We start from the raw sequence: 13,336 nt of genomic DNA, 5'->3' as shown, positions 1-13,336 counted from the left end.
GGCCGGGGGAGAGAGTCTGTCCGGTGACGCAGTCACGTAGCCCGGATGAAATCCGGGAATAGCTCCTTCACCTCCCCATATGGCAGCCGGGCCAAACCTCGAACAAGGAGAACACCATGCGACTCGTCATCGCCCTGGGCGGCAACGCCCTGCTTCGCCGCGGCGAAGCCATGACTGCGGAAAACCAGCGCGAAAACGTGCGTATCGCCTGCCGACAAATTGCCAAGGTAGCGCCCGGCAATGAGCTGGTGATCGCCCACGGCAATGGCCCGCAGGTCGGCCTGCTGGCCCTGCAGGGCAACGCCTATGATGCGGCCAACCCCTACCCGCTAGACGTACTGGGTGCCGAAACCGAAGGCATGATCGGCTACATGATCGAACAGGAGCTGGGCAACCTACTGCCGTTCGAAGTGCCCTTCGCCACCATCCTCACCCAGGTCGAAGTGGACAGCGCCGACCCCGCGTTTCAGAAACCTACCAAACCCATCGGCCCGGTTTACCCCCAGGCAGAGGCCGAACGCCTGGCTGCCGAGAAAGGCTGGAGCATTGCCCCGGACGGCGACAAGTTTCGCCGTGTGGTGGCCAGCCCCAGACCACAACGAATCTTCGAAATCCGCCCGATCAAATGGCTGTTGGAAAAGGGCAGCGTAGTGATCTGCGCCGGTGGTGGCGGCATTCCCACCATGTACGACGGCAAGCAGCTACGCGGCGTCGAGGCAGTGATCGACAAGGACCTGTGCTCGGCACTGCTGGCCGAACAACTGAATGCCGATTTGCTGGTGATCGCCACCGATGTCGACGCGGCCTACGTCGAGTGGGGCAAACCCGGACAGAAATCCATCGCCGCCGCCCACCCCGACGAAATGGAAAAACTCGGCTTTGCCGCCGGCTCGATGGGGCCCAAGGTGCAGGCCGCCTGCGAGTTCGCGCGCAACACCGGCAAAACCGCCGTGATCGGCTCGCTGGAAAACATCGAGGCCATCGTTCAGGGCAGCTCCGGCACTCGCATCGGTCTGGACACCGAAGGCATCGATTACCGCTGATCCGTGACGAGGCCTCGGCCTCGCCGCGTTCTCGCAGGAGCACAGAAATGTTCACCCCCGGCCATCTGCACCGTGACAACCTCGACCGCCCGGAAGGCCTGCGCCTGGCGCCGCCCTTCTCGGTGGATTTCTACTACGAAGTACGCAACGACACGCAGCAGGGGCCGATGCTGCATATGCGCATGGTTGGCGAGGTGGATGGCCGGCACTTCGAGGAGGCCTTCGAACTGCACCGCGACGTGGCCTTCAATTTCGCCAGCGTCGCCACCCGCATCGCCGCCCGCCATGGCCTGCCGCCCAACTGCAGCCCGGTCATGCGTGGCCGCGACGAGTACGACAAGGTATTCGCCGATATCCGCAACAAGCTGCACATCAAGCCAGGTGAACCGGTGAATCTCGAGCACGTGCCCTGATAAAGCCCGGATGCAATCTGGGCGCGCTCGGCGCATTTACCGGATCGCATCCGGGCTACGAGCCCTGGCGCGTGCCAAGGTGCAACCCGAAGAGACCGGCGGGCAAGGGCTAAACGCTCACTAAGCCTGCATCGTCCAGCCATGCACGCCCATCGCCGCCTGGCGCCCGGCCTCGGAGCGGGTCGGGTGCGGGTGGCAGGTCAGCGCGATGTCCTCGGCCGAGGCGGAGAATTCCATGGCCACGCAGTACTCGCCGATCAGCTCACCCACGCTCGGGCCGATCATGTGCACGCCGAGAATCTGATCGGTGTTGGCATCGGCGAGGATCTTCACGAAACCTTCGGTCTCGTGGTTGATCTTCGCCCGGCTGTTGGCGGTGAAGGGAAACTTGCCGACCTTGTAGGCACGCCCCTCTGCCTTCAGCTCCTCCTCTCCCTTGCCGACGCTGGCCACCTCTGGGCGCGTATAGATCACGCCGGGAATCACCCCGTAGTTGACCTCCGCAGCGTGCCCGGCGATGCGCTCGATGCAGGCCACCGCCTCGTCCTCGGCCTTGTGCGCGAGCATCGGTCCGGAGGTGACGTCGCCGATCACCCACACACCGGGCACGCCGCTCTGATGTTCTTCGTTGCCCAGCATGCCGCGCTTGTCGGTATTCAGGCCGACGCTCTCCAGCCCCAACCCCGTGGTGTAGGGGCGTCGGCCGATGGCCACCAGCACGTAATCGGCTTCCAGGGTCTCGCTCGGACCGCCGGCGGCCGGCTCCAGCGTCAGGGTCACGCCGGACTGGCTCGTCTTCGCGCCCGTGACCTTGGTGCCCAACTTGAAGCCCATGCCCTGCTTGCCCAGGGTGCGCTGCAGGGTCTTGGCGGTTTCGCCATCCAGGCCGGGACAGATGCGCTCCAGGTACTCCACCACCGTGACCTGGCTGCCCAGGCGGCGCCAGACAGAACCCAGCTCCAGGCCAATCACCCCGGCACCGATTACTACCAGATGCTTGGGCACCTCTGGCAGCGACAGCGCGCCGGTGGAGTCGAGGATACGCGCATTGTCGATGCTAACCCCGGACAGCGGCGTCGGTTCGGAGCCAGTGGCGATGACAATGTTCTTCGTCTCCAGCAGCCGCTCGCCGCCCTCGTGCAGTTTGACCTGCACGCGGCCAGGGCCGTCGATACGCCCCCAGCCCTTGATCCATTCCACCTTGTTCTTGCGAAACAGGAATTCCACGCCCTTGGTCAGCGCTTCGACGCTGTCCGCCTTCTGCTTCATCATCTGCTCCAGGTTGAGCGTCGGTGTGACTTCCACACCCAATGCACTCAGCTCGCCACCGGCCGCCGCCTCGTAGAGTTCGGAGGCATGCAGCAGCGCCTTGGACGGCATGCAACCGACGTTCAGGCAGGTGCCGCCGAGGGTCTCGCGCCCTTCCACGCAGGCTACCTTCAGGCCCAACTGTCCGGCACGAATGGCGGCGTTGTAGCCGCCGGGGCCGGCGCCGATGATGACCACGTCATAGCTGCTCATTGCTTTGTCCTCGATCAGGGAAGTTTGCCGGCCACCGCAGCCGTAACGGCCGGGCGGACACGCAGAAGGTGGAAGAACAGAAACGCCAGCACGGCGAACAGCGCGTTCAAGGCAACCATAGGCCAGGCCGAGCCATCCTGCAGGGCGCCGAGCAGCAATCCCGCCAGGGTGGCGCCGGCCATCTGCGAGAAGCCCATCAGCCCCGCTGCCAAGCCGGCGCGCTGCGGATTGGGAAGCACCGCGCCGGCCACGGCGGCGGGCAGCAGCATGCCGCCGCCCAGCGTCACCAGCACCTGCGGCAGCGACAGCCCCAATAGCGACAGGCCGAACAGCAGGTAGACTGCCAGGGTCAGCAGCGACCCGAGCAGCACCAGCGCCACGCCGATCCCGACGACCCGCTGCGGCCCCAGTCGCTGCACGTTGCGCAGGGTGAACAGCGCACCGCCGAGTAGGCCGGAAACCATTAGGGCAAAGGTCAACCCGTACTGCGCGGCGCTCAGCCCCAGCAAACCGATGTATATCGACGACGAGCCGGCCACCACGACGAACATCGCGCCGTAGGTACAGGCGATGGTCAGCGCCAGCGATCGGCAACTGGGCAGTACCTGCAGATAGTTGGCCAGCAGCCCCTTGAAACGACCAGCCTGCGGGTCACGCTGCAGATGCGTCTCGCGGTAGCCGCCAAGCACGGACAACAGCGCCAGGCTGCCAAGCACCAGGGTGGCCAGCAGTGGCGCGCGCCAGCCTCCATACTGGGTCAGCAAACCGCCGACCACCGGCGACAGCACGATCGCCGCGAACATACCCAGCACCGTCAGTGCCAGGGCCGGCCCCGCCTGCTCCTGCCACACATCGCGGACGATGGCGCGCGCCAGTACCAGCGCAGCGCAAGCGCCCAGGCCCTGCAGTACGCGCATGCCGATCAGCACCTCGATATTCGACGCCAGCAACATGCCTAGGGTCGCCAGCAGATAGAGACTCAGCCCGAGCAGCAATACCGGGCGGCGCCCCAATCGGTCGGACAGCGGCCCGAGCAGCAATTGTCCCAGGCCAAAGGCACAGACGAATAACGAAAGCGCCAGCAGGCTGCTGCCGGGCTCGGCACTCAACCCTCGTTCCAGCTCGCCCAACGCCGGGATCAGCAGCTGCGTGGAGGTTTCCCCGAGCGCAGTGAGCAGCATCAGGATGATCAACAACGTTCGGGATGGACGCATGACAGGCTCCGAGCCGGATGACTGGCGGCTATTAATATTTCAACCATAATATGAAACATTGAATGTCGTCCATCATCTTTACTAGGAGCCCGTATGACCGCCTTATCACGTGAGGCCCGCCTCGCCAGCTGGGTCGCGGAGGAACAGACCATTCGCAGCCAGCTCGCCGCCCCCGGCACGCTCAGCCTGGCCGAAGTGGCGGCCATGACGCCGATGGATTTCTTCGACGCTATCGGCCGCGGCGACCTGCCGTCACCACCGATCAACGCCGTGCTCGACTTCACTCCGATGCATTGGGCCAGCGGCCTGTTCGTCTTACAGGGTACGCCGGGTCAGCGTCACTACAACCCGCTGGGCAGCGTGCACGGCGGCTACATCGCCACCCTGCTCAAGCCGGGCCAGGGCTATACGACCACAGACCTGCGGGTAAGCTACATCCGTGCGCTGCGCAGCGAGGCCGGCCCAGTGCGCGCCGAAGGCCGCATCATCCACCTCGGTCGTTCCACGGCCCTGGCTGAGGGTCGCCTGTATGACGTCGATGAACGCCTTTATGCCGTTGCCTCCACCACCTGCCTGATTCTCGACTTGAACGCCCCGCGCCAGAACAGCGACGCAGGTGTAAGATGACGACCGGCATTTGAAAGACGGGAACGCCCATGCGCTATTCGGAAGATCACAAGGCCAAGACCCACCAACGCATCATCGAGGAGGCGGCCCTGCGCTTTCGCCGCGACGGCGTCGGCGCGACCGGCCTGCAACCGCTGATGAAAGCGCTGGGCCTGACCCACGGCGGCTTCTACGCCCACTTCAAGTCAAAGGATGATCTGGTGGAGACCGCACTTCGTCACGCCGCGCAGGAGCTTTCCAACAACGCCGAAGCGCTGGGCAAGGATGCCGAAACGCCGCTCACGCGCTTTATCGCCAGCTACCTGTCCAGCGCGCATCGCGCCAACCCAGGCGCCGGTTGCCCGCTGCCGACCATGTCTGCCGAGCTGGGCCAGCGCGGCGCAGCCAGCGAGACCACCGACGCCCTGGTACGCGAACGTCTGATGCGAATCGAAGGCGACCTCGACAGCGATAAAGCCGACGAGCAAAGCGTACTGCTGCTCTCAGCCATGGTCGGCGCCCTGATGCTGTCACGCAGCGTCAAGGACCCTGAGCTGTCCGACCGCCTGTTGAAAACGACCCGGCGCCTACTGATCGAACAGGCGCAGGGCCGCTAACAGCAAGGCGGCGCTCTGCGCGTTCCCCTCCATGGGCGCGCTGCGGGCAGCGATCTTGCGCTCGGGCGCTCATACGTCCGTCGCATCCCAAGCACCTTACATGCGCACCGCCTGACATCACTCAGACGGCGGCGCACCAAGTTATGGCCGTTTTTGTCTTGTCGGTCAGAAAACGGTGCAACAAGCATATGAAAGCTGCCCTGAGACGCATGCGTATCCAATTGATTTGCAACGGCTATGAGCAAACACGAGAATTGGCGCCCTTTTTGCTCAGAGCAGTACCAGCCTGACCGGGCGGACAGGTTTAAAACGCCGGGCGCGTTTTCTCACGTCGCCTCGCGACAGCCCAAAGGTTGTCTGCCGGGACGGCAAGCCACAAAAAATCATAACGACACGTCTTAACCACCAGGAGCTTCCATGAATCGCACACTCTCTTCGCTGGTGCTCGCCAGCGGTCTGCTGGCGGGCGGCCACGCCGTCGCCGATGATCTGCTGCACTGGCAGAACAACAGCCTGACCTACCTCTACGGGCAGGACTTCAAGATCGATCCGGAGATCCAGCAGACCATCACCTTCGAGCATGCCAGCGGCTGGAGTTTCGGTGACCTGTTCTTCTTTACCGACCTGATCAAATTCAACACCGACGCACAGAACGGTAACGGCGACGGCCATACCTACTACGGCGAATTCAGCCCGCGCCTGTCGTTCGGCAAGATCACCGGCGCCGACCTTTCCTTCGGCCCGATCAAGGACGTGCTGCTGGCCTTCACCTACGAGTTCGGCGAGAAGGACGTCGATGCCTACCTGCTCGGCCCGGCATTCGACCTGGATATCCCTGGTTTCGACTACTTCCAGCTCAACACCTACCTGCGCAAACCGGACGGCAGCCGCCCGGGCAAGAACGTCTGGCAGATCACCCCGGTGTGGAGCTACACCATTCCGGTCGGCGACTCGGACATCCTCATCGATGGCTTCATGGACTGGGTGGTGGACAACGACAGCAACCGCCGCGGCGACTACCAGGCCAACCTGCACTTCAACCCGCAGATCAAGTACGACCTGGGCAAGGCGATGAAGTGGGGCGAGAAACAGCTGTACGTCGGCATCGAATACGACTACTGGAAGAACAAGTACGGCATCAAGGATGGCGGTTTCGTCAGCGACAACTTCGTCGGCCCGACCAACCAGAACACCGCCAGCCTGCTGGTCAAGGCGCATTTCTGATCGACGCCCGCGCCTAAGTGGCCAAGGTCGCAGGGATTTGCGACCTTCCGCCAATGCCAAGCCTCCGCCGGACGTGTTTAGCTGCGAGGCATCACCAGACCTGCACCCAAGGATGGACGATGCCTCCGCGTATCCTGCTGCTCACCTCCCTTGCCATGCTGGCATTCGCCGGCAACTCGCTGCTATGCCGCCTGGCACTGCGTGAAACCGAAATCGACGCCGCCAGCTTCACCGCCATTCGCCTGCTCTGCGGTGCAGTGACCCTGTGGTTATTGCTGAAATTGCGGCAACGCGGCCAACCCATGGCCGGCAGTTGGCCTGGCGCACTGGCGCTGTTTATCTATGCGGCCGCCTTTTCCTTCGCCTACCTGCAACTGGACACCGGTGCCGGCGCCCTGCTGCTGTTCGGCGCGGTGCAGTTGAGCATGCTGCTCTGGGGCTGGCTGCGCGGCGAACGCCTGGGCCTGGCCGCCAGCCTCGGTACGGCGCTGGCCACGGCGGGCCTGTTGGCGCTGCTGCTACCAGGCGCCAGCGCGCCACCGTTGCTGGCCGCATTGCTGATGCTGCTGGCCGGTGTCGCCTGGGGCGCGTACTCCCTGCTTGGACGCGGCCTGGGCGATCCGCTGGCGGTGACCGCGGGCAATTTCATACGCGCAACGCCGCTGGCATTACTGCTGGCGGCGCTACTGTTAGGACAGCTCGACTGGGATGGGCCTGGCCTGTTCTACGCACTGCTGTCCGGCGCGTTGACCTCGGGCATCGGCTACGCCATCTGGTACAGCGCCCTGCCCGGTCTGCGTGCCAGCCAGGCGGCCACGGTGCAGTTGAGCGTACCGATCCTCGCCGCCATCGGCGGCAGCCTGCTGCTGGGCGAAGCGCTGAGCCTGCGTCTGATGCTCAGCGCCGTTGCAGTGCTCGGCGGCATCGCGCTGGTACTGGGCAGCCGGCAACGCAGCTAGCGACGAGACGGATCAACCTATGAACGGACTGATCACCAGGCAGATCACCAGACCGGTCAGGCCAACCAGGGATTTCATCACAGTCCAGGATTTCAGCGTATCGGAGACGCTCATGCCGAAGTAGCGGTTGGCCATCCAGAAGCCTGAATCGTTGACATGGGAGAATGCCGTACCGCCACAGGCGATCGCGATCACCAGCAGAGCGGTCATTTGATCCCCCACGCCCATCAATTCGGCCACTGGCGCCGTCAGGCTGGCTCCGGTGATCATCGCGACCGTTCCCGAGCCTTGGGAAATACGCATTACCGCCGAAGTCATGAAGGCGAACAATACCAATGGCAAGCCCAAATTCTGCATGCCGGAGGCGAGAATCTCACCGATGCCGGAAGCGACCAGCACCTTACCGAACACACCGCCAGCTCCGGTGATGAGAATGATGATCCCGGCAGGCTCCAGTGCCTTGGTGGCAATTTTCTGCAGCTCATCCTTGCTGTAGCCACGCTTGTGTCCGAAGACCCAGAAGGTCATCAGGCAGGTAAGCAGCAAGGCGATGATCGGATTGCCCACGAACATCAGCACGTCGCGCAGTGGATTGCCTTCGGCCAGCAGCAGCTCCGCCGAGGTGTTGCCGAGGATCAGCAATAGCGGCAACAGCAACGTCAACACCACGGAGCGGAACGATGGCAGCCGGCTCGCATCATCGAAGTTGCTCGCGCCCTGGTTCATGTGCTCCGGGACCGGCACGAAGATGCGGCTGGCGATGAACTTGCCAAAGATGGGCCCGGCCACGGCCATCGCGGGCAAGCCGGCAATCACGCCCCATATGATCACCCAGCCGAGGTCGGCACCGAGGATACTCGCCGTAGCGATAGGCCCCGGCGTTGGCGGAATGAAGGTGTGGGTCACGCTCAGCCCCGCGCATAGGGGAATGCCGTAGTACAGCAACGAGCGCTTGGTGCGCTTGGCGATGCCATAGATCAGCGGCACCAGAATGATGATGGCGACATCGATGAACACCGCGATCGACACCAGAAACCCCGCGAGCCCCAGGGCCCAGGGCACGGTTCTGTCGCCACAGCGTTCGACGAGATTGAGCGCCAGCCGCTCGGAACCGCCGCTGACCCGCAGCATCTCGCCGAACATGGCGCCCAGGCCAATGATCAGAGCAACGAAACCTAAGGTCCCGCCCATGGATTTGACGATGAAATCGAGCAACTCCTGCGCCGGCATGCCAAGGGCGAGGCCGGCGCCGACGCTGACCAGTATCAGTGCGAGAAAGGGCTGAAAGCGGAATCGGACAATAAGAATAAGCAAGGCGACGATGGCGCTGACCGAAACGGCCACCACCAGGGTGGTGTTTTCCATGAGTAACTCCGTTTGTTCTTGTAGGGGGAGTGCTGACGGGAAAAACGCCGCCTGGAGCGATGCCCAGGCGGCACATGGCGTGTGCTCAGGGAATCAACGATCCCCCGGCACTTTGGCTTGCATGGATGGAGGCCTCAGGAATTCGAAATCGCAGCCCTTGTCGGCCTGGGTGATCTGCTCGTAGAACAGCTTGCGGTAACCGCGCTCGGCATCGACCGGCTGGGGTGCCTGCCAGGCCGCACGCCGCCGCGCCAGCTCTTCGTCGGACACCTTCAGTTCGATGCTGCGCTCGGCCACGCTCAAACGGATGCGATCACCGTTCTGCACCAACGCCAGAGGCCCACCTTTGGCCGCCTCGGGCGTCACGTGCAGGACGATCGTACCGGCCGCCGTGCCGCTCATGCGGCCATCGGAAATACGCACCATGTCCTTGACGCCGGCACGGGCCAGCTTCTTCGGAATGGGCAGGTAACCGGCTTCCGGCATGCCTGGCGCACCAATGGGCCCAATGTTTTTCAGTACCAGGATGTCATCGGCGTTAACGTCCAGTTCCGGGTCATCGATGCGCAGCGCCATGTCTTCGGAATTTTCGAAGACAACGGCGCGCCCTTCGTGCTCCATCAGCGCCGGATCGGCGGCGGACTGCTTGATGATGGCGCCCTCCGGTGCCAGGTTACCGCGCAGGAACGCAATGCCTCCGGCGGGGTAAATCGGCTCATCGAAGCTACGCACCACGTCCTGGATGAACACCGGGACGTCATCCAGTTCTTCGCCTAACGTCCGTCCGGTCACCGTCAGTGCATCCAGGTGCAGCAGCGGGCGCAATTGATGCAGTACGGTCTGCAGACCACCAGCTCGGTGCAGATCCTCCATGTAGTGCTGCCCGGATGGCTTCAGGTCGACCAGTACCGGTGTCTCACGGCTCATGCGATCGAACGCCGCCAGGTCGATATCGAAGCCCATGCGTCCGGCAATTGCCGTGAGATGAATGATTCCGTTGGTCGAGCCGCCGATGGCCAGCAGCACCCGTAGGGCATTCTCGAACGCCTTGGCGGTAAGAATCTTGTCAGGTGTCAGGCCGCTGCGGGCCATCTCCACGGCTTGCTTGCCCGTCAGCTCGGCAATGCGAATACGGTCCGAGGTCACCGCGGGTGGCGACGCACCACCCGGCATCACGATACCCAATGCCTCGCCCAGACAGGCCATGGTGCTGGCCGTGCCCATTACCGAGCAGGTACCGACACTGGCTACCAGCTTGGAATTGACCTCGCTGATTTCCTGTTCATCGATTTCCTGGCCTCGGAACTGGCCCCAGAAGCGCCGGCAGTCGGTGCAGGCGCCAACCCGAACGCCACGATGGCCGCCTGTCAGCATCGAGCCGGTAATCAGCTGGATGGTCGGAACGTTGGCCGATGCCGCGCCCATCAACTGCGCCGGCACGGTCTTGTCGCAACCACCGATCAGCACGACTGCATCCATGGGCTGCGCACGGATCATTTCCTCGGTGTCCATCGACATGAGGTTGCGCAGGTACATACTGGTGGGGGCGGAGAAGCTCTCGGCAACGGATATGGTCGGAAAATCGATGGCCAGCCCACCCGCCATCATCACCCCACGCTTGACCGCCTCGATCAGTTGCGGCGCATTGCCATGACAAGGGTTGTAGCCGCTGCCGGTATTGGCGATACCGATGATGGTGCGGTCCAGCGCCTCATCGGTGTAACCGGCACCCTTGATGAAGGCCTTGCGCAGAAATAGCGAGAATCCAGTATCGCCATAATTGGTAAGCCCCTTGCGAATGCCTTTGGGTACAACCACAGCAGGGGTATCGGCTGCTTTTTTTGTCATGCGGCAGTCTCTTGTCGATTAGATTATTGATAATCCTGTCGACATAGTTAGCCACGTCAATTCGGCGTTGGCAACCATCGCCTTGCCGACCAGAGGCTGGCGGTATCCCCCAGACCAATTGAGACACAGGGCAAAGCGCTCTATATTCTGGCGCCGTAGCCCCAATGACGCGGAAGAAGGCAGCGTGACCCTGGACGTCGTGAACACAGCAAGAACACGGGATATCGAGCCAACCGTGAGCCGGGTGGTGGAAATTCTCGAGGAAGAGATCGTGCTCGGCGCTCTGCACCCGCGCGAGCGACTCGTGGAAGATGAGTTGCTCAGCCGTTTCCAACTCAAGCGCCATGTGGCCCGTCAGGTATTGGCCGAACTGGAGCGCATGGGCCTGGTCGAGCGCAAACGCAATGTCGGCGCACTGGTAAAAGCCTATGGTGCGGAAGAGGTGGAGCACCTCTACGCAGTACGTGAACTGCTGGAAACCCAGGGCGCACGGATGATTCGCTTTCCGCTGAGCGAGGGGCGGCTCGATGCCCTGATCGGAATTCAGAAACAGCATGACGCCGCTGTGGCAGCCGGTGACCTGCGCCGAATCTTCCGCCTCAACGTGATCTTCCACCGGGAGTTCTTCGGCCTTTCCGACAATCCGGTACTGGTGGCGGCGATCCAGGATCACGCGCAGCGCGCCCACTCGATTCGAGCATCGACCATGGTGCTGCCGGAACGCGTGGAGCAGGCACGCCAGGAGCACTGGCTACTCATCGAAGCGCTACGTAAGGGTGATACGCAGCGCCTGGTCGAGTTGTGCCACGCCCATCTCAGGCCCTCGCGCGACACCTATATTGCGGCTCATAACCGTCGTAGCCTGGGATTCACCGCGCCACAGCAAACGGCGAGTTAACCACGCTCGCGCACTCCATTGAGCAGAACGCCGACATCAAGAGTCTCTATGCAGTGACCTCTGCTAATGGATGTAGATCGATGTCTATGCCTCGCCTCACTCGCTTCACCCTCACCTGCCTGCTCATATTGGGCCTCAGCGCCTGCGCCAGCCTGGGCAACCGTGATCCGTTGCGGGTCGATCTGGTCGGCTTGGAGCCTTTGCCCGGCCAGGGCCTGGAGGTGCGCTTCGCGGTCAAGCTGCGGGTGCAGAACCCCAACGACAGCACGGTGAATTTCAATGGCATGGCGCTGGATCTAGACGTGAACGGCCAGCCGCTGGCCAGCGGTGTCAGCGACCAGAGCGGCAGCGTGCCGCGCTTCGGCGAAACGTTGGTGAGCGTGCCGGTGAGCATTTCGGCGTTTTCGGTAATGCGCCAGGCCTGGGGCGTCGCCGGCTATCAACCGGGCCAGGAAGTGCCCTACGTGCTGCGCGGCAAACTGGCCGATGGCCTGTTCGGCACGCGCCGCTTCAGCGACAGTGGCACCCTTAACTGGCCGCAGCCGCCAAGCCCCTACTGATTCAGGGGCCGGCGGCGGTGCCTGGTTCAGGCAGCCTGACGGCTGCTACGTGAGGCCACACGACGGTGACAGGCGTCACCGAAAGCCTGGAAGATCTTCACCGAATCCGGGTTCAGTGCAGCCTGCCATTCGGGGTGCCACTGCACCGCGACCAGGAACGGCGACAGGCTTGGCGCGTGAACCGCCTCGATCAGGCCATCCTCGGCGGTGGCCAGCACTTCCAACCCCTTGCCCAGGTTGCGAATGGCCTGGCCATGCAGGGAGTTGACCTGAATCTCGTCCTTGCCGAGCAATTCGGCGAACCAGCTGCCCGCTACCGGGCGCACGCTGTGGCTGGGTGCGTACTGTACCTCGACCGGGTCATCGGGATTTTCACGATGATCGTTGAAGCCGGGCTCGGCATAGACCTTCTGGTAGATGTCCCCGCCCAGCGCCACGTTGATTTCCTGCATGCCACGGCAGATGCCGAAGATCGGCAGGCCGCGGGCGATGGCGGCGCGAATCAGCGGCAGGTCGAACAGATCACGGTCACGATCCTGCGCCTTGTTCGGCGTTTCGTTCTCCTGCCCATAAAGTGCCGGGTCGATGTTACTGCCGGCACCGGTGAGGTACACGCCGTCGGCCATATCCAGATACTGATCGAGATCCTCGATGCCACAGCAGGTGGGCACCAATACCGGTACGCAACCGGAGAACTCGACCAGAGGCTGGATATATTTGTGCGTCATGACTTGATAGTCGTGGCCCTTGCGCTCTTGAGCGCCCATGGACATCAACACGACGGGTTTGCGAGCGGTGCTGCGAATCTTGTTGTCGGACATACGTCACCTTGGAACAGGCCGGGCCTGTCGTTGCTGTGCAGACCGGTGTCCGGCAGAGGCTCTGCCTACACGGATGGCCTGTTTGGCTAACCCCGTGCACCCATACTCTTCCTGAGCCAGCGTGTCGCCTTCCGACGGCGGCTCGAACCGGGTCAGCTCCATCCAGAGAGGGGCTGCAGCGATGCTGCCCGTTACCCGGTTCGGCAACGGAATCTGCTGCCAGTCTGCCCGAGCCGTAAAATATGTC

General features: G+C 63.0%; 13 protein-coding genes. 8 read left to right on the top strand and 5 right to left on the bottom strand.

Going from position 1 to position 13,336, the window contains the following annotated elements; translation table 11 throughout:
* Positions 1 to 116 precede the first annotated feature (116 nt).
* Both arcC and P3C50_RS19005 read left to right on the top strand, forming a co-directional pair.
* The gene (gene arcC / locus P3C50_RS19010; protein ID WP_275547146.1) at positions 117 to 1,043 is read left to right on the top strand and encodes a carbamate kinase; all 927 of its coding nucleotides are present in this window, start codon (positions 117 to 119) and stop codon (positions 1,041 to 1,043) included.
* 47 nt (positions 1,044 to 1,090) lie between these two features.
* Positions 1,091 to 1,456, top strand: a complete 366-nt coding sequence (locus P3C50_RS19005) for a DUF5064 family protein (RefSeq protein ID WP_197854902.1) — start codon at positions 1,091 to 1,093, stop codon at positions 1,454 to 1,456.
* Between the two features lie 120 nt (positions 1,457 to 1,576).
* On the opposite strand, the gene lpdA is transcribed toward P3C50_RS19005, so the two are convergent.
* Both lpdA and P3C50_RS18995 read right to left on the bottom strand, forming a co-directional pair.
* Complete coding sequence (lpdA, locus tag P3C50_RS19000; protein ID WP_275547145.1) at positions 1,577 to 2,977, bottom strand: dihydrolipoyl dehydrogenase; 1,401 nt, start codon at positions 2,975 to 2,977, stop codon at positions 1,577 to 1,579.
* Between the two features lie 14 nt (positions 2,978 to 2,991).
* A complete protein-coding gene (locus P3C50_RS18995) occupies positions 2,992 to 4,191 on the bottom strand; it encodes a Bcr/CflA family efflux MFS transporter (RefSeq protein WP_275547144.1) in 1,200 nt (399 codons plus the stop codon).
* 93 nt (positions 4,192 to 4,284) lie between these two features.
* Between P3C50_RS18995 and P3C50_RS18990 the strand changes: the two genes are divergently transcribed.
* The 4 genes from P3C50_RS18990 (at position 4,285) to P3C50_RS18975 (ending at position 7,597) form a co-directional block, all read left to right on the top strand.
* Entirely contained in the window at positions 4,285 to 4,818 is a 534-nt protein-coding gene (locus P3C50_RS18990; protein ID WP_275547143.1) for a PaaI family thioesterase, read from the top strand.
* Positions 4,819 to 4,847: 29 nt separating this feature from the next.
* Entirely contained in the window at positions 4,848 to 5,414 is a 567-nt protein-coding gene (locus tag P3C50_RS18985) for a TetR/AcrR family transcriptional regulator (RefSeq protein ID WP_275547142.1), read from the top strand.
* A gap of 417 nt (positions 5,415 to 5,831) precedes the next feature.
* On the top strand, positions 5,832 to 6,638 hold the full coding sequence (locus P3C50_RS18980; RefSeq protein ID WP_275547141.1) for an outer membrane protein OmpK: 807 nt from the start codon (positions 5,832 to 5,834) through the stop codon (positions 6,636 to 6,638).
* A 119-nt stretch (positions 6,639 to 6,757) separates the two neighbouring features.
* Complete coding sequence (locus tag P3C50_RS18975; protein ID WP_275547140.1) at positions 6,758 to 7,597, top strand: DMT family transporter; 840 nt, start codon at positions 6,758 to 6,760, stop codon at positions 7,595 to 7,597.
* A gap of 12 nt (positions 7,598 to 7,609) precedes the next feature.
* On the opposite strand, the gene P3C50_RS18970 is transcribed toward P3C50_RS18975, so the two are convergent.
* Positions 7,610 to 8,962: a gluconate:H+ symporter gene (locus P3C50_RS18970; RefSeq protein WP_275547139.1), complete on the bottom strand. Its 1,353-nt coding sequence runs from the start codon at positions 8,960 to 8,962 to the stop codon at positions 7,610 to 7,612.
* A 93-nt stretch (positions 8,963 to 9,055) separates the two neighbouring features.
* Positions 9,056 to 10,810: an IlvD/Edd family dehydratase gene (locus tag P3C50_RS18965; protein WP_275547138.1), complete on the bottom strand. Its 1,755-nt coding sequence runs from the start codon at positions 10,808 to 10,810 to the stop codon at positions 9,056 to 9,058.
* Between the two features lie 184 nt (positions 10,811 to 10,994).
* Here P3C50_RS18965 and P3C50_RS18960 point away from each other — a divergent pair, with 184 nt between their 5' ends.
* Together P3C50_RS18960 and P3C50_RS18955 are read left to right on the top strand one after the other, a co-directional pair.
* Entirely contained in the window at positions 10,995 to 11,708 is a 714-nt protein-coding gene (locus P3C50_RS18960) for a GntR family transcriptional regulator (protein ID WP_275547137.1), read from the top strand.
* A gap of 86 nt (positions 11,709 to 11,794) precedes the next feature.
* Complete coding sequence (locus P3C50_RS18955; RefSeq protein WP_275547152.1) at positions 11,795 to 12,268, top strand: LEA type 2 family protein; 474 nt, start codon at positions 11,795 to 11,797, stop codon at positions 12,266 to 12,268.
* Between the two features lie 26 nt (positions 12,269 to 12,294).
* On the opposite strand, the gene P3C50_RS18950 is transcribed toward P3C50_RS18955, so the two are convergent.
* Entirely contained in the window at positions 12,295 to 13,089 is a 795-nt protein-coding gene (locus P3C50_RS18950; protein WP_275547136.1) for a gamma-glutamyl-gamma-aminobutyrate hydrolase family protein, read from the bottom strand.
* Positions 13,090 to 13,336 lie beyond the last annotated feature (247 nt).

Origin of the sequence: Pseudomonas sp. Marseille-Q0931 (assembly GCF_940789645.1) — a bacterium.
In the GTDB taxonomy this organism is placed as follows: Bacteria; Pseudomonadota; Gammaproteobacteria; order Pseudomonadales; family Pseudomonadaceae; genus Aquipseudomonas.
This window is presented reverse-complemented; position numbering and strand designations above follow the sequence as displayed.

Excerpts from the sequence above, each read along its gene's own strand:
- P3C50_RS18975 (WP_275547140.1), top strand. The coding sequence starts at position 6,758 with ATGCCTCCGCGTATCCTGCTGCTCACCTCCCTTGCCATGCTGGCATTC.
- P3C50_RS18990 (WP_275547143.1), top strand. The coding sequence starts at position 4,285 with ATGACCGCCTTATCACGTGAGGCCCGCCTCGCCAGCTGGGTCGCGGAG.
- P3C50_RS18965 (WP_275547138.1), bottom strand. The coding sequence starts at position 10,810 with ATGACAAAAAAAGCAGCCGATACCCCTGCTGTGGTTGTACCCAAAGGC.
- lpdA (WP_275547145.1), bottom strand. The coding sequence starts at position 2,977 with ATGAGCAGCTATGACGTGGTCATCATCGGCGCCGGCCCCGGCGGCTAC.
- P3C50_RS18995 (WP_275547144.1), bottom strand. The coding sequence starts at position 4,191 with ATGCGTCCATCCCGAACGTTGTTGATCATCCTGATGCTGCTCACTGCG.
- arcC (WP_275547146.1), top strand. The coding sequence starts at position 117 with ATGCGACTCGTCATCGCCCTGGGCGGCAACGCCCTGCTTCGCCGCGGC.
- P3C50_RS18985 (WP_275547142.1), top strand. The coding sequence starts at position 4,848 with ATGCGCTATTCGGAAGATCACAAGGCCAAGACCCACCAACGCATCATC.
- P3C50_RS18950 (WP_275547136.1), bottom strand. The coding sequence starts at position 13,089 with ATGTCCGACAACAAGATTCGCAGCACCGCTCGCAAACCCGTCGTGTTG.
- P3C50_RS18955 (WP_275547152.1), top strand. The coding sequence starts at position 11,795 with ATGCCTCGCCTCACTCGCTTCACCCTCACCTGCCTGCTCATATTGGGC.
- P3C50_RS18970 (WP_275547139.1), bottom strand. The coding sequence starts at position 8,962 with ATGGAAAACACCACCCTGGTGGTGGCCGTTTCGGTCAGCGCCATCGTC.
- P3C50_RS19005 (WP_197854902.1), top strand. The coding sequence starts at position 1,091 with ATGTTCACCCCCGGCCATCTGCACCGTGACAACCTCGACCGCCCGGAA.
- P3C50_RS18980 (WP_275547141.1), top strand. The coding sequence starts at position 5,832 with ATGAATCGCACACTCTCTTCGCTGGTGCTCGCCAGCGGTCTGCTGGCG.